The 21,385-nt window shown below is 55.5% G+C and carries 17 protein-coding genes; 10 read left to right on the top strand and 7 right to left on the bottom strand.

All coding sequences use genetic code 11. The annotated features are described in order from the left end of the window. Nucleotides 1–40 precede the first annotated feature (40 nt). Nucleotides 41–1,312: a GTPase HflX gene (hflX, locus tag MKY96_RS27400; RefSeq protein ID WP_340945364.1), complete on the bottom strand. Its 1,272-nt coding sequence runs from the start codon at nt 1,310–1,312 to the stop codon at nt 41–43. Between the two features lie 573 nt (nt 1,313–1,885). Between hflX and MKY96_RS27395 the strand changes: the two genes are divergently transcribed. Next, nucleotides 1,886–2,680 (top strand): hypothetical protein, encoded by a 795-nt coding sequence (locus MKY96_RS27395; protein WP_340945362.1) that lies wholly within the window; start codon nt 1,886–1,888, stop codon nt 2,678–2,680. Between the two features lie 112 nt (nt 2,681–2,792). Here the strand turns inward: MKY96_RS27395 and MKY96_RS27390 are convergent, their stop codons facing one another. Both MKY96_RS27390 and MKY96_RS27385 read right to left on the bottom strand, forming a co-directional pair. Next, entirely contained in the window at nt 2,793–5,834 is a 3,042-nt protein-coding gene (locus tag MKY96_RS27390) for a DEAD/DEAH box helicase (RefSeq protein ID WP_340945359.1), read from the bottom strand. Further along, on the bottom strand, nt 5,831–7,468 hold the full coding sequence (locus MKY96_RS27385; RefSeq protein ID WP_340945355.1) for an SWIM zinc finger family protein: 1,638 nt from the start codon (nt 7,466–7,468) through the stop codon (nt 5,831–5,833). Before MKY96_RS27385 ends, MKY96_RS27390 begins: the two co-directional genes overlap by 4 nt. Before the next feature lie 185 nt (nt 7,469–7,653). On the opposite strand from MKY96_RS27385, the gene MKY96_RS27380 reads away from it, so the two are divergent. The 3 genes from MKY96_RS27380 to kdgT all read left to right on the top strand — a co-directional run bounded on the left by MKY96_RS27380 (nt 7,654) and on the right by kdgT (nt 12,217). Continuing rightward, a complete protein-coding gene (locus MKY96_RS27380; protein ID WP_340945352.1) occupies nt 7,654–9,972 on the top strand; it encodes a helix-turn-helix domain-containing protein in 2,319 nt (772 codons plus the stop codon). Nucleotides 9,973–10,153: 181 nt separating this feature from the next. Then, entirely contained in the window at nt 10,154–11,170 is a 1,017-nt protein-coding gene (locus tag MKY96_RS27375; RefSeq protein ID WP_340945349.1) for a tripartite tricarboxylate transporter substrate binding protein, read from the top strand. A gap of 42 nt (nt 11,171–11,212) precedes the next feature. Continuing rightward, on the top strand, nt 11,213–12,217 hold the full coding sequence (gene kdgT / locus MKY96_RS27370; protein ID WP_340945347.1) for a 2-keto-3-deoxygluconate transporter: 1,005 nt from the start codon (nt 11,213–11,215) through the stop codon (nt 12,215–12,217). A gap of 646 nt (nt 12,218–12,863) precedes the next feature. Here kdgT and MKY96_RS27365 read toward each other — a convergent pair. The 3 genes from MKY96_RS27365 to MKY96_RS27355 form a co-directional block, all read right to left on the bottom strand. Beyond that, entirely contained in the window at nt 12,864–13,475 is a 612-nt protein-coding gene (locus tag MKY96_RS27365) for a copper amine oxidase N-terminal domain-containing protein (RefSeq protein WP_340945344.1), read from the bottom strand. Nucleotides 13,476–13,635: 160 nt separating this feature from the next. Next, on the bottom strand, nt 13,636–14,514 hold the full coding sequence (locus MKY96_RS27360; RefSeq protein ID WP_340945341.1) for an AraC family transcriptional regulator: 879 nt from the start codon (nt 14,512–14,514) through the stop codon (nt 13,636–13,638). 22 nt (nt 14,515–14,536) lie between these two features. Beyond that, nucleotides 14,537–15,436, bottom strand: a complete 900-nt coding sequence (locus tag MKY96_RS27355; RefSeq protein WP_340945338.1) for a GNAT family N-acetyltransferase — start codon at nt 15,434–15,436, stop codon at nt 14,537–14,539. A 202-nt stretch (nt 15,437–15,638) separates the two neighbouring features. Between MKY96_RS27355 and MKY96_RS27350 the strand changes: the two genes are divergently transcribed. The 4 genes from MKY96_RS27350 (at nt 15,639) to MKY96_RS27335 (ending at nt 17,981) form a co-directional block, all read left to right on the top strand. Then, complete coding sequence (locus tag MKY96_RS27350) at nt 15,639–16,235, top strand: bifunctional transcriptional activator/DNA repair enzyme AdaA (RefSeq protein WP_340945335.1); 597 nt, start codon at nt 15,639–15,641, stop codon at nt 16,233–16,235. Then, nucleotides 16,210–16,800 carry a methylated-DNA--[protein]-cysteine S-methyltransferase gene (locus MKY96_RS27345; protein ID WP_340945332.1) on the top strand — a complete coding sequence of 197 codons (591 nt, stop codon included), beginning with the start codon at nt 16,210–16,212 and terminating at the stop codon, nt 16,798–16,800. Before MKY96_RS27350 ends, MKY96_RS27345 begins: the two co-directional genes overlap by 26 nt. After that, a complete protein-coding gene (locus tag MKY96_RS27340) occupies nt 16,781–17,680 on the top strand; it encodes a DNA-3-methyladenine glycosylase family protein (protein ID WP_340945328.1) in 900 nt (299 codons plus the stop codon). Before MKY96_RS27345 ends, MKY96_RS27340 begins: the two co-directional genes overlap by 20 nt. Nucleotides 17,681–17,789: 109 nt before the next feature. Continuing rightward, nucleotides 17,790–17,981, top strand: a complete 192-nt coding sequence (locus tag MKY96_RS27335) for a hypothetical protein (protein ID WP_340945325.1) — start codon at nt 17,790–17,792, stop codon at nt 17,979–17,981. Between the two features lie 40 nt (nt 17,982–18,021). Here MKY96_RS27335 and MKY96_RS27330 read toward each other — a convergent pair whose 3' ends face one another. After that, on the bottom strand, nt 18,022–18,447 hold the full coding sequence (locus MKY96_RS27330) for a VOC family protein (RefSeq protein WP_340945323.1): 426 nt from the start codon (nt 18,445–18,447) through the stop codon (nt 18,022–18,024). A 115-nt stretch (nt 18,448–18,562) separates the two neighbouring features. Between MKY96_RS27330 and MKY96_RS27325 the strand changes: the two genes are divergently transcribed. Together MKY96_RS27325 and MKY96_RS27320 are read left to right on the top strand one after the other, a co-directional pair. Further along, nucleotides 18,563–19,525, top strand: coding sequence for a helix-turn-helix transcriptional regulator (locus MKY96_RS27325; RefSeq protein ID WP_340945321.1), 963 nt, complete (start codon nt 18,563–18,565; stop codon nt 19,523–19,525). A 195-nt stretch (nt 19,526–19,720) separates the two neighbouring features. Continuing rightward, the gene (locus MKY96_RS27320; protein WP_340940833.1) at nt 19,721–21,127 is read left to right on the top strand and encodes a transposase; all 1,407 of its coding nucleotides are present in this window, start codon (nt 19,721–19,723) and stop codon (nt 21,125–21,127) included. The last annotated feature ends 258 nt before the right edge of the window (nt 21,128–21,385 follow it).

The following is a 21,385-nucleotide window of genomic DNA, read 5'->3' as shown; positions in this document are numbered from 1 at the left end:
CCCGTGATACTGGGACCAGCTCCTGTGACATTCAGCGATTTTATTGTGGCAGCTCTACAAAATCATCTCTAAACCGCTCGTAATCGGCGGCCCGGCATTCCAGCTTCAGGCGTGTGCCCTGTTCTTCGTAGCTGACGGACTGCACATCGGCATGTTCGTTGAAGTAGGAGACAATGCTGCCCCGGTCGAACGGGACCAGGATCTCACACTGTACATAGTCGGTGAAGATGCGGCTGCGGATCAGAGTGACCAGCTCGGCGATCCCGCGGTTTTCCCTGGCAGACAGGGTGACAGAGTTATCCTCCACCTGCGGGTAAGGGTCCTCCCTCAGATCAGCTTTGTTGTAGGCGTACAGGGTAGGGATTCCGTCAGCGCCTAGCGCCTTCAAGGTCTCATTCGTTACCGCCATATGCTGCTCATGCTGCGGATCGGCAATATCGACGACATGAATCAACAGATCGGCTTCCGTTACCTCCTCCAGGGTCGAGCGGAACGCCTTCACCAGATGATGAGGCAGCTGGCTGACGAAGCCTACGGTGTCGGTTAACAGGAAGGTCTTGTGATCGGGCAGCGCAATGCTGCGCACTGAGGTCTCCAGCGTCGCGAACAGCATATCCTTGGCAAGCACGCCTTTGCCCGAACCGGGATGATAGGTCTCTACCAGGGTGTTCATTAAGCTGGACTTGCCGGTGTTGGTGTAGCCGACCAGACAGACCACAGGCACCTCATTCTTATGCCGCTGCTTACGCTGGATCTGACGCCTTGCGACCTGCGTCTGCAGCTCTAACTGCAATGCGGAGATCCTCTCCTCAATCCGTCTGCGGTCCAGCTCCAGCTTCGTTTCCCCGGCTCCCCGGTTCTTCAGGCCGGCCCCGCCGCCCTGTCTGCCGAGAGATTCACGCAAGCCGCTCAGGCGGGGGAGCATATATTGCAGCTGTGCGACCTCTACCTGCAGCTGGGCTTCCTTGGTCTTCGCCCGTGAGGCGAAGATATTCAGAATCAGAATGGTCCGGTCAATGACCTCGCGGTCCAGCGATGACTCCAGATTGCGGATCTGGGAGGGGGACAGCTCATCGTTGAAAATAACGATCGGTGCTTCATGCTGCTCCATCAGCAGCGCCAGCTCCTGGATTTTGCCGGTTCCGATGTAATGCGAGGGGTTCACCCGGCTGGATTTCTGGCTAAGCTCAGCCACGACCTCAATCTCGCAGGCGGCTGCCAGATTGCGCAGCTCCTCCATTGAATAAGCGAAGTTCGTGTCATTCTGCAGCTGCATGCCGACGATAATGGCTTTCTGTTGTACGTGTTCCATATATTGATCAACCTCCATAGTGTAATTTGGGCATCAAAAAAGCACAGGCAGTCTGCCTGTGCTAACAGTAGGTGGAGGAACAACAGAATAAAGTCTGGTATAGCCCCCTGCGCGGGAGCAGCTATACGGCCATGCTTGCCATAGACACCATGAAGGTTCAAGCGGCAAGGGCAAGGGCCCCGGCAACTTAAAAAGATATAGAGCTAATCCTCACGATAAACACAGATTCTGGCGGAGCGGATACAGGCCTTATTGGGCACAGTGTACCGGTTCCGGGAATCAGTGTATGGGTTGCGGATTAACGGGTGTATGCTATGGGTTACGTGTTATGGACAGACTTATCCTGAGTCCTCTGCACAAGGCAGAGCTTTCGCGCTATGGGAAAATAATTAGCCGCGCAAAGTGCGAATCCGGATATAGTCTATCACACGCAACCCTCCGTTCTAAAAAAGTTACATTGATTTTAGCACAGTGTCTGTGAATTGACAACTGCCATGGTCTGTCAACCGACCAGAAACTTCCAATTTTATCTGCATATCCTATTGAATACAGCTCTAACGGAGGGTGATAACTATGCCTATACTGACAACCAATATGTTAACAAAGAACCCTACCCCGGGAGCAGGACTCATCAGTCAGGCAGTAGTGAAGGTAGTAAACAATGGGATAGCCCAGGGAACGGTCTATTTGGCCGGTTACAACAACGATGTAAGTCCCTCAACGCTGTTCGCGCAGGAGTTGTTCGAGTCGAACTATCGGGAGGTTGTGACCAAAACGTATAATATTACGCAGAATTTTTTCCAATTCAATATCTCCTACTCCCAGGAGCAGGTACGGGTGCGGATCTTCCTTGTGGACAGCAGCGGGCTCTGGAGTCCCGTTACCCTGCAGCCCATGGCGCTTAGCCGGATTACCTCAGAATTCCGTAACAATATCCCCGTAACGAACAGCGACACCGCAGCCATCAGCTTCCGCAGAAGCACCACGATCGCCGTTCCTGAAGCAGTGGCCGCCGAGATCGTTCCAGACGGGCTGGAGATTCTGGCCTCTACCCCTATCCGCTATAAGGTGATAGCCGGGGGGACCGTGAATGGAACTTTTGTGAATTACCCTACGCCGACTACGGCTATCCCTGTCACTGAAACAGCGCTGCTGGTGAACTATACCTGTACAGCAGTCACCGGCGGACGGGTGCTGACGCAAGGCATCGGCTCCGGCATATCCGGAGCATACCAGAATGTGGCGGTGAATCTGCTGAATCAGCGGCTCGCCTATGATCTTCAGCAAGTGCCGGTCACGCTGGTGATCAGCTCGCTTGCCGGGGAGGACAATGTGGCGGCCACCTTCAGAATGTCTGAGCAATGGTGAAGGCCGAAGGGTGAAGGTCCAGTAATGCCACGCTGGCTGACTGGTAACAGACCGAAGACAGACCTGTAGCAGATAAAAGATAGCCGAAGCAGGGGATATCCACAGCGGCGGGTTATCCCACCCATTCCCGGCGCAGCGTGAACAGATCCTTCAGCGCGTCCGTGGACAGCTCGGTGATCCAGCCCTCGGAGCCGGAGATGACGTCGTCGCTGAGCTGCTGCTTGCTCTCCAGCATCTCGTCAATCTTCTCCTCCAGCGTGCCGAGCGAGATGAACTTATGCACCTGTACATCCCGGGTCTGGCCCATGCGGTAGGCGCGGTCCGTAGCCTGATTCTCCACCGCCGGATTCCACCAGCGGTCGAAATGGAACACATGGTTGGCGGCCGTCAGGTTGAGGCCGACCCCGCCCGCTTTGAGCGAGAGGATGAATACATTCGGCTGATCGGACGGCTGTGCACCGGCGGCTGCATCCGCAGCGGCTTCGCCCGCAGGCTGAGCGGGGGTCTGGAACCGCTCAATCATGCGGTCGCGCGTGCTCTTCGGCGTGCTGCCGTTCAGGTACAGCACTGGTTCCTGAAGCTCCTGCTGAAGTACAGCCTGGAGCATCTTGCCCATGCCCACATACTGGGTGAAGATCAGGCAGCGCTCGTTCTCCTCGCGCAGCTCGCGGACCATGGCGAGCAGCCGTTCCAGCTTCGCAGAGCGTTCGATCAAGGAGGTGGTGTCCAGAGCGCTGCCGTCTTCCGGTTCAGGCAGTGCCTCCTTGGTCAGCAGCATCGGATGGTCACAGAGCTGCTTCAGGCTGGTCAAGGCGGCGAGAATGGCCCCCTTGCGTTCGATGCCCTCCAGCTTCTGCATCCGTTCAAGCAGGCTGTTCACGTTCTGATCGTAGAGTGCGGCCTGCTCGGCCGTCAGGTTAATGTAGGTCTTCATCTCATTCTTATCCGGGAGATCAAGCTGGATCGCCGGGTCCTTCTTCTTGCGGCGCAGCATGAACGGCTTGACCAGCCGCTGCAAATCTGCGGTCCGCTCGGCATTGCGCTCCTTCTCAATGGCATTTGCGAACCGGTCCTGGAACCCTTTCGGGCTGCCCAGATAACCAGGTGTAATGAAATCGTAGATCGACCACAGCTCGGACAGCCTGTTCTCAATCGGTGTACCGGTCAAGGCGATCCGGTGCAAGGCCGGGAAGCTGCGCACGGCGGCGGACTGCTTCGTTCCGGCGTTCTTGATATTCTGTGCTTCGTCCAGGCACACGGTTGCCCAGGTGAACTGCTTCAGCAGCTCCTGGTCCAGTGCAGCGGTAGCGTAGGAAGTGAGCACGACATCCGCCTGCGAAGCCGCGCCGTAGAAATATCCGGCGTCCAGGCGTCTGCTTCCATAGTGAAGCATCACGTTCAGGGAAGGCGCGAAGCGCTGCAGCTCCTTCTGCCAGTTGCCCAGCACGGAGGTCGGGCAGATGATCAGCGAAGGCCAGCCGGCCGGTTCGGTCTGCCGCCGGGCCGCGGGTGCGCCGGAAGCTGCGGCTTCCTCTTCCTGCTCCTTCAGATGGAGCAGGTAGGAGATCAGCTGCACCGTCTTGCCAAGCCCCATGTCATCGGCCAGGCAAGCGCCCAGCCCGAAGCGGCGGAGGAAGACAAGCCAGGCGAAGCCCTCATGCTGGTAGCTTCGAAGCTCGGCGTGCAGACCGGCCGGCACCTCCGGCTTCGGCCACTGGCTGCGCTGCCCCAGCTGGCCGATCAGCTTCACGAGATGCTCGTTCAGCTCGACCTCCAGCCGGACGCGGACCGCTTCCTCCTCGGCACGCTGCGCTTCCGCTTCCTCCGGATCGCCGTCTGCACCTTCGTTCAGCAGGTGCAGCTGCAGCACATCCTGGAAGGACAAGCCACGCGACTTGTCCATCCTGGCCATGGCCCGCTGAATCTGCGCCAGCAGCGCAGGGTCCAGCGGAATCCACTTGCCGCGGAACTGGACGAGTCGCTCCCCGCGCGCTACGAGGTCGGCGAACTCCGCCTCGGACAGGTCGGCGTCGCCGATGGAGATGCGCCAGTCGAAATCGACCAGCGCATCCAGGCCGAACAGCGACTGCCCGCGGCTGCCCTCAGCCGTGCCGGAGCTGATCTTCGCGCGCAGGCGCGGCTTCCTGCGGCTGGCGGCTTCCCACCACGCCGGCAGCAGCACCTGCCAGCCAGCCTCCAGCAGGAGGCGGCTGTCGGCCGTAAGGAACCGCCACGCGACCTCGTCGCTCAGCGGTTCTGCCAGCACATCGGCGCCGCGCCCGATGTGCTCCGGAAGGCTGTCACGCAGCCGTGACAGCCACCCACCCGCGCGCTCGTGGACATGCGCTGTCCACGCTGCGGGCCAAGTGCCATGCGGCTCGCCGTCCCCGGTGAGTCGCAGCGGCACAAGCGCGGACTCGTCGCGCTTGTCCTGGAGGAGCAGCTGGAGCCGCCAGTGGGGCAGCTCATCGTCAGGCTCAAGCAGCTGCAGCACCGGCCGGAACGGCGCGGTGTCTGCCTTCCAGCCGATGGACATCAGCCAGCTGTCTTCGTCCATACCGGCTGCGCTTCTCCCGCCTGCGCTGAACAGCAGCGGGAATTCACTGCGCAGATCACCGGCCTGCGCCTCGGTGCTGTAGTGCCGCTGGAAGACCGCCGCCGAGAAGGCGGCCTGCAGCCCTTCGGCGAACCCGCTGCGCTCCTGAAGACGATGCAGCGCGGCCGCATCGTCCCAGTTCGCCTCAGCGGCTTCCGCCAGCACTTGCTCCTCCCAGGCCCAGCGGAGCTGGCCTTCACGGTAGGCTGCGAAGCTGGGGGCGTACTGCCGGGCCTCCAGCATTCCGGCCAGCAGCGGGGCCAGCCGGGTTAACAGCTGGGCATCGCCCTGCCAGCTCCAGCCGACATGCCGGAGCAGCCGCAGGTCCGCAAAGAACGGCAGGACCTGCTCGGCAGGCAGCACCACCAGCTCGACCTCATCGGCCTTCGAGGTGCTAAGCTCCGTGCCGTAGAAGGATTCCTCATGCCAGGCGAACAGCATCTGCTTGAGCTGGACACCGGGCATATAATCATCCCGGTCATCCACACCGTAGATCAGCGCATCACCATACTGGGTGAGGGCGAGCTGGACGGTAATATTGCGCATCTTCATATTCATGGGATCAGTTTTCCTTTCCGCAGCTCCTCCTGCAGGGCGCGCAGGCGGCTATGCCTATCCGTGAAGCCGTCCAGGAACACTTCCCAGCGTGCTTCGCGTTTCAGTTTTTTGTACAGCTTGGCGAGCCGCTTGAGCAGCTTCACGGCCGCTTTGTAGCTGTGCCGGTTCTTCTCCAGCACGAAGCGCTCCACCGCCTGATGGTAGAACGGCAGAAGCAGTTCCGGCGCATTCTTCTCGATCGGCTGCAGGTCGCTCACCCGGAAGTCGGAAGGCCGATGGCCGGAGGAGATCTGCATATCCATCCATTCCTGCCATTTGCCGTAGGCGAGCAGCTGGACTTCATAGATCTCGCGTGACAGCGGCAGCATACCCGACAGCGTATCCCACATCAGCGGCTCTTCTTCGGGCAGGTGACGCACTGCCTCATCCCAGTAGCCTGCATAATCCAGCAGATTGTACATTCGGCTGTTCAGCAGCGGGCCGAGCGCGGCCAGCCACAGGGCCAGGCGTCTCCACTGCCCGGCTTCGGCCAGCGGAGGCAGGAAGCTCATCAGCTCCTCCGGGTGCAGCCCGGGCCGTTCGGACGCTGTGTTCAGCTTCTCAATAGCGGCCGCATCCTCATGCAGCAGCGCATGCATCCGGCTCTCGGCCAGCAGCAAGGCATGGCGGGGAGCAGCGGCGCTTAGCTTGTCACCGGCCTGTTGCAGCTCCGCCAGCTCCTTGGTGTACAGCTCCGGTCCGCTTAGATTCGGGGTAATCCAGTTGATCCACAGCAGGCTGTAACAAGCAGAGAAATAAGGCTGTTCTCTGGCGCGTTCACGCGTTTCGTTCAGCATCTCAGTCCGCAGATAGGCAATCGTATCGTAGACTCTCGGCCACTCCTCAGGGGCTTCCGCCAGCGGCAGACCCCGCTTCATCATGTCTGTGATATGCTTTTGCAGCTCGGAAATCGCAATAGAGGTGTAGTAGCCCACGGAATAACCAAGAGACAAGGGGTTCGCCGTGAGGGAAGTCCCGCCAGGCCGGAGGATACTCTCCAGCACACAGAGATGAGCGTGTAACTTGAACAGTTGGGCAGCAGCGGGAGGCAGCTTGGGCTGGCCCCCGGTGATGGCGGCGAGCGCCCGGTCGGCATACTGCGGGTTGCGCACCGTATGGGCAAGCGGCTCCACCAGCAGCGCCATGTATTCACGCCACTGCTGCACCGTAGCCTCAGGAATCAGGGCGGCCAGCTTCTTCAGTTGCTCGCCGCGCCGTCCCGGGACAGCGGGCGCCGCAGCGGAATGAATCGTCGGCCGGTCGACCAGGGCCTTGGCGTTCGCGATGGAATGCACAGGCTTGTCCTGCTCCTCGGCGTATTTCATCAGCACGGCCGCCATATGCTTACACATCCCGGATACGGGGCAATCACAATGGCTCTCCTGCAGATGGTCCAGATCTATAGAGACTATATAATCCTCCCGGCCTTCCACAATGGACATCATTCTCCGTTCTTCCATCATCCTGAAGGCATGCACGCGTGTTTGCTTATAATATTGAAATCCCCGTTTCAGGGTCAGATCATCGAAAGAATGGGCTACCTCCGAGATGAGCTTATCCCACCCGGCTGCATCCATGATATAGTTTGACTGCATCGCTATCATTCTCCTGTAGCAGATTGGGTGAATCCGTCGTTCCATTATATCATTATTGTATAGCGTATCCCGGAAAAGTCTGAAATCCTAACAGGTATGATATGCCCCATATTGAAATATTAGGGGAACATGCTAATCTGAAATCTAGACCTATGAGCAACCGCTGGAAGGATGAAGCTTAAGCAATGCTGCGATTTAAAATGAAATACCTGCTGCACAACAAACAGAACCGTCTAATCCTGATGCTGACAGCCGGGGTATCCCTACTGATTACTATGATTGGTCTATTCTCCTATAGAGAGTACCGCAATGCGCTGGATACCGAGCTGAATACACCGAATATTGAACTGCTGCAGATTAACGTAGATGTTACGAACCGGGCCTTCCGGGAATCCGACAACAAGGCGGTGGATCTGTCCTTCCATCCCGCAGTGCTGAGCTATATAGAAGCGGCTGAGGCGGATAATCGCGGCCGAGCCGCAGCGGCACAGGAATACCTCAAGGCGCTGGCGACAGAGCCGGATGTGCATGCGATCAGCGTGGTCAAATTCAAGGACCAGTCTGTGCTTTCCAGCCGCTACGGCTATGTTCCGTCCTGGGGGGAGGCGCCTGAGCATGAATGGGGGGCCTGGATCGGGGAGATTAAGAAGAAGCCGCTTCTGATCAAAAGAAGGCTCTACACCGGCAACGGTTCCCGCCCCGGTGATACCGAGCTGCTGTCACTGGCCCGGCCGGTGGTAGTGAACGGCGAAGTGGCCGGTGCCGTGCTGATTGATCTGGATTACGATACGCTGTTCTCCAAAATGTACACCCATCTCTCCAGCTACCAGCTCGTCTATAACCTGGAAGGAGAGCTGATCTACCCCAAGCTGAATCTTCCGTTCCCGCTGGCGGAGCTGGGGAAGGTGCTGGAGGACATCGATGTCAGTCCCTTTGCCCATGTCACCATCGGAGGCCAGGCCTATATGGCGAATCAGACCTTCTCCAATGTGACCGGCTGGCGCCTGCTCTCGCTCGTACCCATGGAACAGCTGCTGAAGAATGTGAAGATTGCACGCAATATGATGCTGATGCTGTCGCTGATCTCTATCGCCGTAGGCCTCGCTGCCATGTATTATTACAATTTTGCCGCCTTCCGGCCGCTCAAACGGATTAACAAGCTGCTGCTTCCTGAGCAGAAGGCAGCCGGGCAGGGCGGGCTGTACGATCTGGAGCCGGTCATCGGCAAGCTGGTCGGTGATTTCCGCAGTAAGTCGCTGGTAGCGGACTGGAGTCTCCCGGAGCTGCGCTCCAAATTCCTGCAGGACCTGATCACGCGGAGTATCGGCACCCAGGAGACACATACGCGGTTTGAGCACTATTTTAACGGCTGGAAGGAAGGTCCGTTCGAGCTGCTGGTCTTATCCATAGACCGGCATACCCAGTGGTCTGCGGGCTTTAAGGAAGAGGATCAAATGCTGCTCAAATACGCGATGATTAACATGGCCTATGAAATCTGCGAAGCTTCCTGGCGGACCGTGGTCGCTGCACCGCAGCAGGACAGTCTTGTCATCCTGTTACAGGCGGCAGGCGGGGAAGAACAGGAGCTGTACGCAGCTGCCCGGAAGCTGGCGTCTGCCATGCTCGAAGTGCTGAAGATTCCGGTGTCCGTCGGCATCGGTGAACAAGCGGGCTCCATCACCCATATCGCCCAGTCTTACTCAGAGGCGCAGACTGCGCTCTCCTACCGGTTATATGAAGGGTACTCCCATGTACGGGTCTATTCCCGCGCAGAGAATAAATATGAAGAGAGCATCGGGGCTGCGGATGAGGTCTGGAAGCAGGAAATGCTGAACGCCCTGAGAGCATCCGATGCTGCCGCTGCACAGGATTGGGTCCGCAGAGGGATTGCCGAGACCCGCAAGCGGGGAATTCAGCCGCACAAAGTATTCCGCTCGCTAAATGACCTGCTGGAGGAAATTCTGCATATAGCTGCTGCCGGGGGATACCCGGTACCTGCGGAGCTGGCAGATTACACCTGGCATCAGGTGACGACCATGGAGCTTAATGAGATTGAGCAGCTGCTGTGCAGCATAGCGGTTCAGCTATCGGACGCCTTCGGGGCGCACCGGCAATCGAAGGAGTTCCTGCTGGTTCAGGATCTTATAGAGTATATGAAGGAGAATCTGCAATTCAATATCGGGCTGCCTAATATCGCCTCCCATGTGAACATGGGTGTATCCTCGGTGAGCACCATCTTCAAGGAAGAGACCGGAACCACGGTATATGACTATCTGACCAACTTGAGAATCAATAGAGCCTGCGAGCTGCTGCAGGACAGCAGTCTGAGAGTTGCCGAGATTGCCCAGCAGGTGGGTTATCAGAATGAGAACAGCTTCATCCGGGTCTTCCGCAAGATTAAATCGACCACACCCGGCAAGTTCAGGGAGAGCAGCAAATCTTCCAAGGAGTATGCAGATCGGCCAAAACCGCGCCATTCCGGCGTTTCTGAGGATTCGGAATAAGATTATGCGATTGAAGGAATACCCCCGGTTGCGATAAAGTTCTATTTGAGAAAACTTTCACATCCTTCATGGCAGGCTGCTGATACTCAAAGAAAACGGGGGTGAGGGCACGGGCGCAAGGCCAGGCATAGGCATCAAGCATCTGCAGGCTGCCCGATTACTTCTATATTAGAGAAGAGGGATGGATTTGAAACGGACCACTCGAATAGGACTCTGGACAGCAGCTGTAGCAGCTCTGGTCCTGTTGATTCTTAGAATCGGGATTCCTGGGGGAGGCGGCCCGGGCCAGGAGACTGCCGGCACAGATTATCCCGGACGGCCAATCACACTGCTTGTGCCCTATGCCGCAGGAGGAGGAACGGACGCCACCGCGCGAGCACTCGCCACCGCGACAGAGAAGGTGCTGGGCCAGCCGGTAATTGTGGTTAACCGCACCGGCGGTGGAGGCTCCGTAGGACTGATGGAAGGCGCGAATGCCAAGGGAGACGGCTATACCGTTACTTTTTTGCCGGCCGAGTTGACCATTCTTCCGCATCTGGGATTATTGCCGATTACCTATGAGAGATTCAAACCGATCGCTCAGACGAATTTTGATCCTTCCGCCATCACCGTAAGACAGGACGCGCCATGGCAGGACGTCAATGAATTTCTCGACTTTGCGAAAGCGCATCCAGAGGAATTGAAAATGGGAAACGCAGGAACGGGGAGCATTTGGCACTTGGCCGCCGTAACCTTGGAACGGGAGACCGGTGTGAAGTTCGCGCATATTCCCTTTGAAGGTGCAGGGCCGGCCGTCTCCGCCTTATTGGACGGATTCGTGGATGCGGTACCAGTCAGTCCCGCCGAGGTGAAGAAATATGTGGATGAAGGGAAGCTGCGAATATTGGCAGTCAATGCCGACAAGCGCTCAGAGGCGCTGCCGGACGTGCCGACCCTGGAAGAGCAGACCGGCATTCATGTGAACTTCACGGGAACATGGAGGGGACTGGCTGTACCGAAGGATACGCCGGATGCGATTGCGGAGGTATTAGCCGGGGCATTTATCAAAGGGACCGAAGACAGGGAATTCCGCGAATATATGAACTCGAACGGGCTGGGGCTGCTGGTAAAGGACGGCAAAGCCTTCGCGAAGCAGCTCAAGGAGAGCGATGATCTGTTCGCTGCCATGATTCCCGAGCTTGGACTAAGCCGCAAGTAGATAATATACACTCATCACGAGTAAGAAGGGTAGGGTAATCATATGAAAATCAAAAAGACACTGGATCGGATTCCCGGCGGAATGATGCTCATTCCACTATTTCTGGGAGCGATCATTCACACTGCTTTTCCTGATGCGGGCGAATATTTCGGAGGGTTCACCAAAGGCCTGATGACGGGCACCGTGCCGATTCTGGCCGTATGGTTCTTCTGTATGGGAGCCGCGATCGATGTCAGAGCTACCGGAACCGTATTGCGCAAATCCGGTACGCTGGTATTGACCAAGATTGCTGTGGCCTGGGTTGTTGCCCTGATCGCTATCCAGTTCCTGCCCGAGGGCGGGGTGCAAACCGGCTTCTTCGCCGGACTGTCGGTCCTCGCCATCATCTCCGCTATGGATATGACCAACGGCGGGCTGTACGCTTCCATTATGCAGCAGTATGGGACCAAGGAAGAGTCCGGTGCCTTCGTGCTGATGTCACTCGAATCCGGGCCGCTCGTAACCATGCTCATTCTGGGCAGCACCGGTGTGGCTGTATTTGAACCGCATCTCTTCGTTGGCGCTGTCCTGCCGTTCCTCGTCGGGTTCATCCTGGGGAACCTGGATCATGATCTGCGCGCCTACTTCGGCCGAGCTACTCAGACGCTCATTCCCTTCTTCGGCTTCGCTCTTGGCAGCTCGATCGACCTTGGCGTAATCGTTGACACCGGCCTGCTCGGTATTCTGCTTGGTATTGTCGTTATCATTATTACCGGTGTCCCGCTGATCCTGGCCGACAAGTTCATTGGCCGCGGTAACGGAACTGCCGGACTGGCCGCCTCCAGTACCGCCGGTGCTGCGGTCGCCAACCCTATGCTGGTAGCGAACATGAAGCCCGAATTCCTGCCGGCCGCCCAGTCCGCTACAGCGCTGGTAGCCGCATCCGTAATCGTTACCTCCATTCTCGTCCCGGTCATCACCGCTTACTATTCCGACTACATGAAGAAAAAGAACCCTCCGGCAGCAGAGGGACCTATAGATGCTAAAGCTCAGCAGGCAGTGAGCTAAACGGCGGATAACAACGTAATTAACACATATGAGAGCAATTAAATTCTATGTTACTTAGAACCTCCGGACAGCGTTAGGGCTGCTCCGGGGGCTTTTTTTTGAATCATCTGAATGAAGAGTAAATGAAATGTATATAAAAAACCGAATACGAGGTATTACGGCGAAGAGGGATAGGGTCCCATGCTCCGCAGACCGTACATTGTAGAGAAATCCAGGTAGAGAAATCCTGCAAGAAGTGCAGCAATACTGCCCCATAGAAGCGCCAGAAGCTGAAATCCTGCATAAAATGCAACAAAGCCAGCGCTAACTTGCTTTAATCACCGGAATTCCTGCAAATGATGCAACAATGTACCGTAGCACGTAACATTTTTTAGAACAATCCTGCAAAATGTGCAACAATGTGATCCATACATACGATCGGTGAGAGAAAACGCTTAGAACGGGCGAGAGATATGCAGACAGCACCTTAACCGTGCGGATTGTGCAGAGAGTGACTGCAGAGGATGAGTACAAGGTGAAGGTGGAACGGTGGAATTTTGTTTTTGGGCAGGGGGCAATCAAGTCCGTGAAAAGGATGCCGGATACTGCAAAATATCTGGACCGGTACACCCTTTTCCCGGGAGCTAACTTTGGCATATAAGTTTCCTTACTCCGGGATGGCCCGGATCAGATCCGTATAAGGGAGGCCGGGGAATTTAAAGGTTGTTACAGTACCGTCGCTAAGCGTGCGATAACCGCTATACACCCCGTTGTTGTAGCTAAAAGAATCCTGAAACAGATCGGAAATATACGCTGGCTGCACACCGCCGAATGTTGTCGCAGGATAACCGGGGATATCGGCCTCAGAAGCTTGCCATACGGCTGTTGCCGCTGTGCCTGCAATCTCAACCACAGTGGTTATTTCTCCATTGCTGTAGGCATAGCGGGTCGCGTCCTTTGAGGCAAAGGCATACGAGTAGTAATGGGATTGATTACTTTGTACACTTGTACCGGGTTTAAAAGCGTAACGCACCGGCAACGATAGGGCCGCCAGGCGCGCCTGCTTCACATCTGCTGAATGGATGGCCTGGGCATCAGGAGTGAAATTCTGAGATTGAATGAAGATGATCTCCCTTATCTTTTCATAGTACACACGGTATCCAAATGCCTCACTGACAAACTTTGCGGGAACCATGATTCGTCCGTTGTAATTATTGGCTTCACTGTCCATCTGTATTGGCTTTCCATTTTTATAGGCAATGGGCTGGCCCTGCGTCATTTGAAATTTTCTTAAGCATAGAAGATCCATCCCTTCCAGTTATTTGTATACATTGATTATAACTTGAGAATTGAGAGGTTAACAATCGTTACCCTGGCACGGAAAAAAGCCCTCCAGATGCCGTTATGGCTGGTAGAGGGCTTATCAGAAATGTTATGTTTTATTTCTTCGTTACAGGAATCCATACCTCGCATATACATTCATCATGCTCATCATTCGTCCAGAAGTACTTCTCGATGCACGGACCTTCTACTTGTTCAAAGCCTGACGACGGGAACCATTCCGAATAGATCCGCCGCCACACATTCTTAATGTCTGACCCCAGCTCCGGGTCATTTGGCACTTTATCCCGGCAATCGAATACAGCATAGGTCTGGTCGGGTATAGTCAGATTCACCAGATCTTCCGGCACCTTCTGTCCTTCCGGCAGTTCCATTCCCATCAGATACCGCTTGGTCCCATCCTCACGGAAGTCATAATAATAGCCAAAAAGCAGCGAGCCCGCAGGTCTACCGGCAATTTCGTTAATCCGGTCATGTGTCCCATCGTTCCAGATTTTCTCTACGAATGCAGGGATTTCGCTATAAGCATCCTGGTGGATAATAACCTCCTTACCCATGACGCCATAGCCCTTCTCTTCAACCATCCTGTAGTTCATTTCGCTTTCTCCTTTGATCTGAATTTGAAAGGAGAGGCGGGAGAACGATTTGAGCTTCACGTTCTTTTTCTTCGCCATATTGGGCGTCACTCCATGCACCCGCTGAAACGCTTTGGCGAAGGACTCCGGTGTCTCGTACCCATACTTCAGCGCAATGTCGATTACCTTGCCGTCCGTTCCAGCCAGCTCTTCCGCCGCCAGTGTGAGCCTCCGGTTGCGCACATATTCGGTAACAGTGAACCCTGTCAAGGCATGGAACATCCGCTGAAAATGGTACTTCGAGGTCATCGCCGCTCCAGCGATCTCCTCGACGCCGATGGCGTTATGCAGATTCTGCTCTACGTAATCGATCGCCTGCTGAAGCAGCCGTATCGTCTCCATCTCCTCACCTTCCTTTCACTATTCATTGTAGAGAAGCGGGCAGGGAGGGGCCTGACCGGGAATGCTTTGAGTTGTCCGGATTTTTTATCATATATTCTATTCGATGCGTTTCCTGAAAACCAAGGCTGTTATACAAATGTATGGCCTCATTCCCAACGATGCAGGATAGGGTAACGCTTGTATAGCCGCGCCGGTGGATCTCATTGCACAAGTACTTCACGAAGGTTCGTCCGATTCCGCGTCCCTGAAGGTCAGAACGTACACTAACACTGCTGATTTCATTCCCGTGGATGTGGCTGTAAGCCGCAATTTCCCCGTCAAGCTCATAGACCAGCCTGTCCTGTGCATCCGCTGCCCAGGCTGTTCGTCTGCCTTCATTAGGCTCTGCAGGCACAGAATCGGGGAAGCAGCCAACGCGCATCCGCATTTCATGAAAAGCAGTAGCATACAGCGAATGGGCAGCCACAAAGTCCTCATCTCTATACAACCTTGCAGAGGATGTCTCCTGAGGAAAAGAACCGCCGGTTCGTTCCATATAAATAAGTGAATAGTACGGAGCATAGCCCAGGCTGCGGGCAAACGCAAGAGAAGAGGATGCCCCGGACCGGACAGAAGTACTGACCTTACGGGTTCCGCCTGCCTGTAATTGAGCTTCTGCCATCTGCATCAATGCCCTGCCGATGCCTTGTCTGCGATACTGTGGAGCGACAAATACATTTAAATGAGACTGGGGTACGGACGCTTCCATTTGGACTAACGCAAGAAGCGTCTCATCCACATATGCAGCAATAAACAGTTCCGGCTCTTCTTCAAGCACCCGCAGGAGGTCAGGACCAGTATCCGTGTCCAGGCTTAATAGTTTTGCGGCTGCGAGCGAATCCTTCTTGCTTAGGCGTTCGCAGCGGATGTCTGATCGTTTCATTGGGTTCTTAGTCCTCCGAATAAAGATTGTTAATTCAAGCAGTCAATTCTAGCACTAATAGCTGATGTTTTTCCACTTTTTTCCGAACGTTGCTCGGAATCGGCTAAACCCTCAGCCTCACTATCGTAATCTTGCTTTCCTATTGCAATAGGCTGCATATATCAAAACGAATCGTTTATACTGGCGGTAAGAGGTGATGGGGATGGACCCGCAAATGTTCGAGCGTATCTATGAAACGGTGGTGCGGCGTGAGCCGACCTATGACGGGATCTACTATACGGCGGTGCTGACGACCCATATTGTCTGCCGTCCGTCCTGCCGGGCGAGAACGCCGAAGGCAGCGAATGTTGTATTCTATGGCTCCTTGCAGGAGGCGATTTCGGCAGGCTTCCGTCCCTGCAAAAGATGCCGTCCCGAGGAAGGCGGCACCCTCCGTCCGGACGCAGTCCTGGCGGCGCAGGCGGATGCCATTATGGACGGGCGGTTCGGCAGCAAGCTGACCCTGAAGTCGATGGCTGAAGAGCTGAAGGTTAGCCCGTTCCACTTACAGCGCACCTATAAACGGGTAACCGGCCAGTCACCTGCTGCCAGGTTGGACACGCTGCGAACCGAAGAAGCCCGCAGGCTGTTGACGGAGACCGCAGCAGTGATGGCTGAAGTCGGCCGGGCGGTGGGGTTCCGTACGCCCTCTCATTTTGCCGCCTGGTTCGTGAAGAAGACGGGGCTGTCCCCTACAGAGTACCATAGCAAGCATAACGAAGGAGGAAACCAACATGAACCCAAGCCCAAGCCGGAATAACAGCCGGAGTACAGATACTATCACGATTTATCATCATACCCTGAACCTCGGGAACGGGGAGTGGACCCTGTGGGCCAGCGATAAAGGCCTGATCCGCGTATCCTTCCCGCAGGACGAAGGGCAATTACCCGCCTCCTGGTTGAAAATGTATGCGCCTGCCCATGAGCTCATGGAGAATGCCGGGAGATTTGAGCAGCTTGGGGTGATAGCGCTGCTGGAGCGGTATTTTGCCGGAGAGCCGGTGGATTTCAGCAATGTGGAGCTGGATCTGTGGGGCACCCCGTTTCAGCAGGAGGTGTGGCGGGGGCTGCTTACCATCCCGCATGGGGAGACGGCCAGCTACAAGCAATTGGCTGAGCGGATTGGCAGACCGCTGGCGGTTCGTGCTGTCGGTGCGGCCAACGGGCAGAATCCGGTGCCTGTCATTGTACCTTGCCACCGGGTTATCGGCGCGAACGGCACCTTAACCGGCTTCCGGGGCGGACTCCAGATGAAGCAGAAGCTGCTCCAGCTGGAGGGAATTCTCAATGTAAGGGCGGCTGGTCATGAACGATTTGCTTTTTGAGCTGCCGCTGCCGGAAGACTTCGACCTGGGGGCCTGTCTGGAGTATATGAACCGTTCGCCGCTGGAATGCCTGTTCCGCACGGATGAAGCAGGCGTCAGCCGGATGTTCAGGATAGAGGGTGGCCCGCTGCTGGTACGGCTCAGTGTGTCCGAGAATCACAAGCTGAGTGTAACCCGGCTGCATGGGGCGATTCCCGGTACATTGGAGCAGGAGGTGTTGGCCCGCTACATTATGGAGTGGTTTGATCTGGATCGTGATCTTGCCCCGTTCTACAGGCTGGCGGCAGCGGACCCGCTGCTCGGGCCGCTGGCCAGCGAGCACCGGGGGCTGCGGATCATCGGCATCCCGGATCTGTTCGAGGCGTTATGCTGGGCGATTCTGGGCCAGCAGGTGAATCTGGCTTTTGCCTACAGGCTGAAGCAGCGGCTGACCGCTGAATACGGGGAAGCGCTGGAATGGGAGGGGCAGACCTACTACCGTTTCCCTGGACCAGAGGTATTCACAGAGGTGCAGGTAGAGGAATTGTGCGCCTTGCAGCTAACCCGCAGCAAAGCACAGACGGTGCTTACCGTAGCCTCGCTGATCACAAGCGGGGAATTAAGCCGGGAGGAGCTGCTGGCGCTACCGTCCCCGGCTGCCGCCGAGCAGCGGCTGCTGCAGATCCGCGGGATCGGCCCGTGGACCTCGCAATATGTGCGGATGCGCTGCCTGCGCGATGCGTCCTCTTATCCGGTCGGCGATGTCGGCCTGCAGAACGTGATCAAGCATCTGACCGGCATGGACCGAAAGCCTACGCCAGCGGAGCTGCTTGAGCTGGCCCAGCCTTGGCAAGGCTGGGAAGCGTACGCCACCTTTTACTTGTGGCGGGCGTTATATTAGAACAAAGCACGGTCCCCTTAAGTATGGAGGGACTGTGCTTTGTTTGTGTTGTTGCGGCTGATGCCCAATGCGGATGTGGCCGAAAAACCGACCACAATTGGACTGTGCAATGGCTACCGGACCGAATGTAATCGAAAAACCGATTACATTAGACGCCGCAATGGCTGCCGGGCCGAATGTAATCGAAAAACCGATTACATTGGATGCCGCGATGACTGCCGGGCCGAAAGTAATCGAAAAACCGATTACATTGGACGCCGCGCGAAGATACATAGGTCTGCGGAGCCTATCGCATTTGTAGCAATGCCCATCGGCCCGAGGTTACCTCAGTCTCCCCAGCCTCACCGCCCCTTCATCGTGAAAATCTGGAAGCAGACGCCGAACTTGTCGGTCACCATGCCGTAAGCGGGACTGTAATAGGCCGGGGCCAGCTCGATATCGACAGTTCCGCCAGCTTTTAGCGAATTGAAAAGCTGCTGTGCTTCAGCCTCGGTCTCTACCGTGAGACAAATGTTGATGCTGTTGCCCCGGCTGCGCGGCATACCCGGCTCATAATCCGCCACAAAAAACTTCGTCTCCCCCGCCAGCAGCACGGCATGGGCAATCTGCGCCTTCTCCTGCTCCGTCATCGGGGCGTCCGGGTTCTGCGGGCCTTCGCCCATTGTTTGTTTGAACAGCACTACAGCGCCAAGCGCCTCCTGATAAAAAGCTATCGCCTCTTGGGCAGATCCGTCCACCAGAATATAAGGGTTCATTTGCAGTTTCATGTTTTGTTCGCTCCTTGGAAGGTGTATTTGCCTGTACTAACCGGCTATGGTTATAGTGTAGACTATAATAGTGACAGGTATTGTCATAGTTAAAATAATAAATGGAGTGAACCCTGTGTCGAAATCCAAAAGGCTGCTGGACCTCATGATGACCGTCAACCGTAAGCGCAAATTCACCGTCAGGGAGCTGGCTGACGAATTCAATGTCTCTTCACGCACGATTCTCAGGGATTTGCAGGAGCTGGGGGAGCTGGGCGTACCGCTCTATTCCGAAGTGGGACCACATGGAGGGTATCAGGTGCTGAGCGAGAGAATCCTGCCGCCGATTGCGTTCACAGAGGAAGAGGCGGTGGCGATTTTTTTTGCCAGCCATGCGCTGCGCCATTATAAATATCTTCCCTTCAAGGAAGAATCCTTATCCGCCCTGCACAAATTCTATAACTACATGTCTGGCGATGTTCGTGACCGGATTGATGAGATGAAGAACAGGATTGATTTCCTGACACCGGCACGGCAGGCGGAATTCCCTTATCTGCCCCAACTGCTGGAAGCGGCTACCGGGCAAAAAGTGCTGCTGATCGATTATGAGTCGAAGGGCCGGCGGCAGCAAAGGTGGATTCAGCCCGTCGGCATCTATGCCAGTAACGGCCTGTGGTATTGTCCGGCGTATTGCTTCCTGCGGAGCGGCATCCGTATCTTTCGCTGCGACCGGATTCAGTCTGCCGGGTATGATGAAGCGGGACCAGACGCACTTGATCTGCGTCATATCCACTTGGACAATACAGAGGAATACGGCAGCCCGCAGCCGCCGCAAGCGGAACCAAGCCTTATCCGGCTGTACGTAGAGCTGGGGAGTGAGGGGGTTCAGGCCTGCGAAGGGGAGGTATGGTCCCCGGTGCTGCTGCATATTCGTGCAGACGGCACAGGCTGGCTGGAGGGAGAGGTTCCGGGAAGCGATCTGGGCTTCTTCGCGCGGTTTGTGATTGGCCTGTGCAGCGAGGCTACCGTGCAGGAGCCGCCGGAGCTGGTGGCCGAGGTGAAGCGGACGCTTGCGGATATGCTGGAGAAGTATAGTTGATCTGATTGTATTTCCGAGACAATTTCATAATTCAAAACCCTTGCTATACCTGGTTTTTTTGAGCATAGAAAAAGGAGTACCTCCCCAAATTCTCGAAGTTATAGGCGACGAAACCAACACCCGAGAAGAAAAGAGGTAATCCCCATCTATTCTATTCGACAAGAAGAACTGTTTTCCTTCGAGGAATTGCTCCAAATGAGTCCAGAAGATAAATACAGCCAAATCTTTGAACACTTACATTTAGCTCCAGTTCTGTTCGCACTAGGGAAAAAGAACCATCGCGGACGGCCTGAAAAATTAAACGTACCTGCCATGATCTACTCGCTGCTGATTGCAAAAATGGAGAACATCGAGTTTGTCTCTGCCCTGGTCCGGCGACTGAATCATAGCAACGAATTTCGAGTCCAGTGCCGGTTCACCGGCTCGGATAACATTCCAAGTCAGGCCTCCTATTCCCGTTTGATTCATGCGCTGGAGCAAACGGGAATGCTGGAACAACTTCAGGATCGCCTAGTCACGTCTGCCCTAGAAGAAGGCTTTGTGAGCGGAACCCATCTGGCTGTGGATTCCTCCATGGTCGAGGCTTGGGATTGCCAATTTAGCGAATCGGCCTCCAAGCGTCGTGCAGCTCGCCGGGGGCAAAAGGAAGGCGAAGCTTCGGTGGCCGAGCAAATTCAGCTCGAACATCCCGAGCCTGAGCCTAAGGTGGCGAACGAGCCGCTGAAGAAACCCAGATATAGCAAGCCCGGCCGTCCATCCCAGGCGGAAAAGGAACGTCGGCGCGAGGAAATGGAAGCCTATGAACAAAGTCTCGGACCGTTCCAGAAAACCATTGAAGCGATGTTGCCGTACCCGTACGATGAACTACTGACCGCGTTGCCCCGGCATGCTGCGCGTTGTGACAAGAAAAATACGAAGGGCCGAATGACCAGCTATTACGGGTTCAAGGCGAATCTGCTGGTCGACACGGACAGCCAGTATATCCTCAGCGGCCTCTTTAGTTCGGCCAATCCGAATGACCAGCGTATGGCGGTCGTCCTTCTCAAAGGCCTGCTCCTGAAGTTTCCGATGCTAAAGGTCAAGCATATCTTGGGCGACAAGGGGTACGATTGCGCGGCGGTCTACCAGCTGATTCATTCGCTCGGCGCCTATCCTGCGATTTCCCTGATTCACCACAAAGACCCGCCTGCGGGAATGAATCTGGATTACACGCCGGTGTGCGCTCAAGGGCATGCGTACCGTTACGACAGTTTTGATGCCAAATATGAGACCCTGAAGTACACCCGGCCTAGTGAATGCAAAGGCTGTGCGCTTTCCGGTACCGAATGCCAAAAAGTGTTTAAAATTCGAATCCAAACGGATTTGCGTTTACACACCTATCCCGCCAGAGGTAGCGAAAGTTTTACAACACTGTACAAGAAGCGTACGGCCGTGGAGCGTGTATTTGCCTATCTCAAAGAGTATTTCGGGATGAAGCGCACACGCCACCGCGGTGTCCGGGCAAGTGTCGATTTCCAGCTCAGTACGCTCGCGTACAATTTGAGTAAGTTTGCGTTAGACAAATTGAACCAGCAGTTGAGGAATTCCCAGCAAATCGCCTGATTTTTTAAAAATGTGACCTTAGATTTTGGCCTAATCTTGCTATTTAACAAATTGAATTATGAAATTGACTCTTTCCTGCAATAGAAACCGTATATCTGACCGTGAAATGATATTCTATTGTATTTCGTACATTGGAATGATGCATTTTGGGCGAAAAGTGCCCTTTGTTCAATATTCAATTGTACAGAATACAATAGAACCAATTTTGAAGCTGTTTTGACCTCATTCCATTGTACAAAATACAGTTACTGCCGTTCC

The sequence above is a fragment of the Paenibacillus sp. FSL R7-0302 genome (genome assembly GCF_038006885.1).
GTDB lineage: Bacteria > Bacillota > Bacilli > Paenibacillales > Paenibacillaceae > Paenibacillus_AQ.
This window is presented reverse-complemented; position numbering and strand designations above follow the sequence as displayed.

Excerpts from the sequence above, each read along its gene's own strand:
- kdgT (WP_340945347.1), top strand. The coding sequence starts at position 11,213 with ATGAAAATCAAAAAGACACTGGATCGGATTCCCGGCGGAATGATGCTC.
- MKY96_RS27360 (WP_340945341.1), bottom strand. The coding sequence starts at position 14,514 with ATGGAGACGATACGGCTGCTTCAGCAGGCGATCGATTACGTAGAGCAG.
- MKY96_RS27335 (WP_340945325.1), top strand. The coding sequence starts at position 17,790 with ATGGCTACCGGACCGAATGTAATCGAAAAACCGATTACATTAGACGCC.
- MKY96_RS27330 (WP_340945323.1), bottom strand. The coding sequence starts at position 18,447 with ATGAAACTGCAAATGAACCCTTATATTCTGGTGGACGGATCTGCCCAA.
- MKY96_RS27355 (WP_340945338.1), bottom strand. The coding sequence starts at position 15,436 with ATGAAACGATCAGACATCCGCTGCGAACGCCTAAGCAAGAAGGATTCG.
- MKY96_RS27350 (WP_340945335.1), top strand. The coding sequence starts at position 15,639 with ATGGACCCGCAAATGTTCGAGCGTATCTATGAAACGGTGGTGCGGCGT.
- MKY96_RS27390 (WP_340945359.1), bottom strand. The coding sequence starts at position 5,834 with ATGAATATGAAGATGCGCAATATTACCGTCCAGCTCGCCCTCACCCAG.
- MKY96_RS27320 (WP_340940833.1), top strand. The coding sequence starts at position 19,721 with ATGAGTCCAGAAGATAAATACAGCCAAATCTTTGAACACTTACATTTA.
- MKY96_RS27340 (WP_340945328.1), top strand. The coding sequence starts at position 16,781 with ATGAACGATTTGCTTTTTGAGCTGCCGCTGCCGGAAGACTTCGACCTG.
- MKY96_RS27345 (WP_340945332.1), top strand. The coding sequence starts at position 16,210 with ATGAACCCAAGCCCAAGCCGGAATAACAGCCGGAGTACAGATACTATC.
- MKY96_RS27395 (WP_340945362.1), top strand. The coding sequence starts at position 1,886 with ATGCCTATACTGACAACCAATATGTTAACAAAGAACCCTACCCCGGGA.
- MKY96_RS27365 (WP_340945344.1), bottom strand. The coding sequence starts at position 13,475 with ATGACGCAGGGCCAGCCCATTGCCTATAAAAATGGAAAGCCAATACAG.
- MKY96_RS27380 (WP_340945352.1), top strand. The coding sequence starts at position 7,654 with ATGCTGCGATTTAAAATGAAATACCTGCTGCACAACAAACAGAACCGT.
- MKY96_RS27385 (WP_340945355.1), bottom strand. The coding sequence starts at position 7,468 with ATGCAGTCAAACTATATCATGGATGCAGCCGGGTGGGATAAGCTCATC.
- MKY96_RS27375 (WP_340945349.1), top strand. The coding sequence starts at position 10,154 with ATGGATTTGAAACGGACCACTCGAATAGGACTCTGGACAGCAGCTGTA.
- hflX (WP_340945364.1), bottom strand. The coding sequence starts at position 1,312 with ATGGAACACGTACAACAGAAAGCCATTATCGTCGGCATGCAGCTGCAG.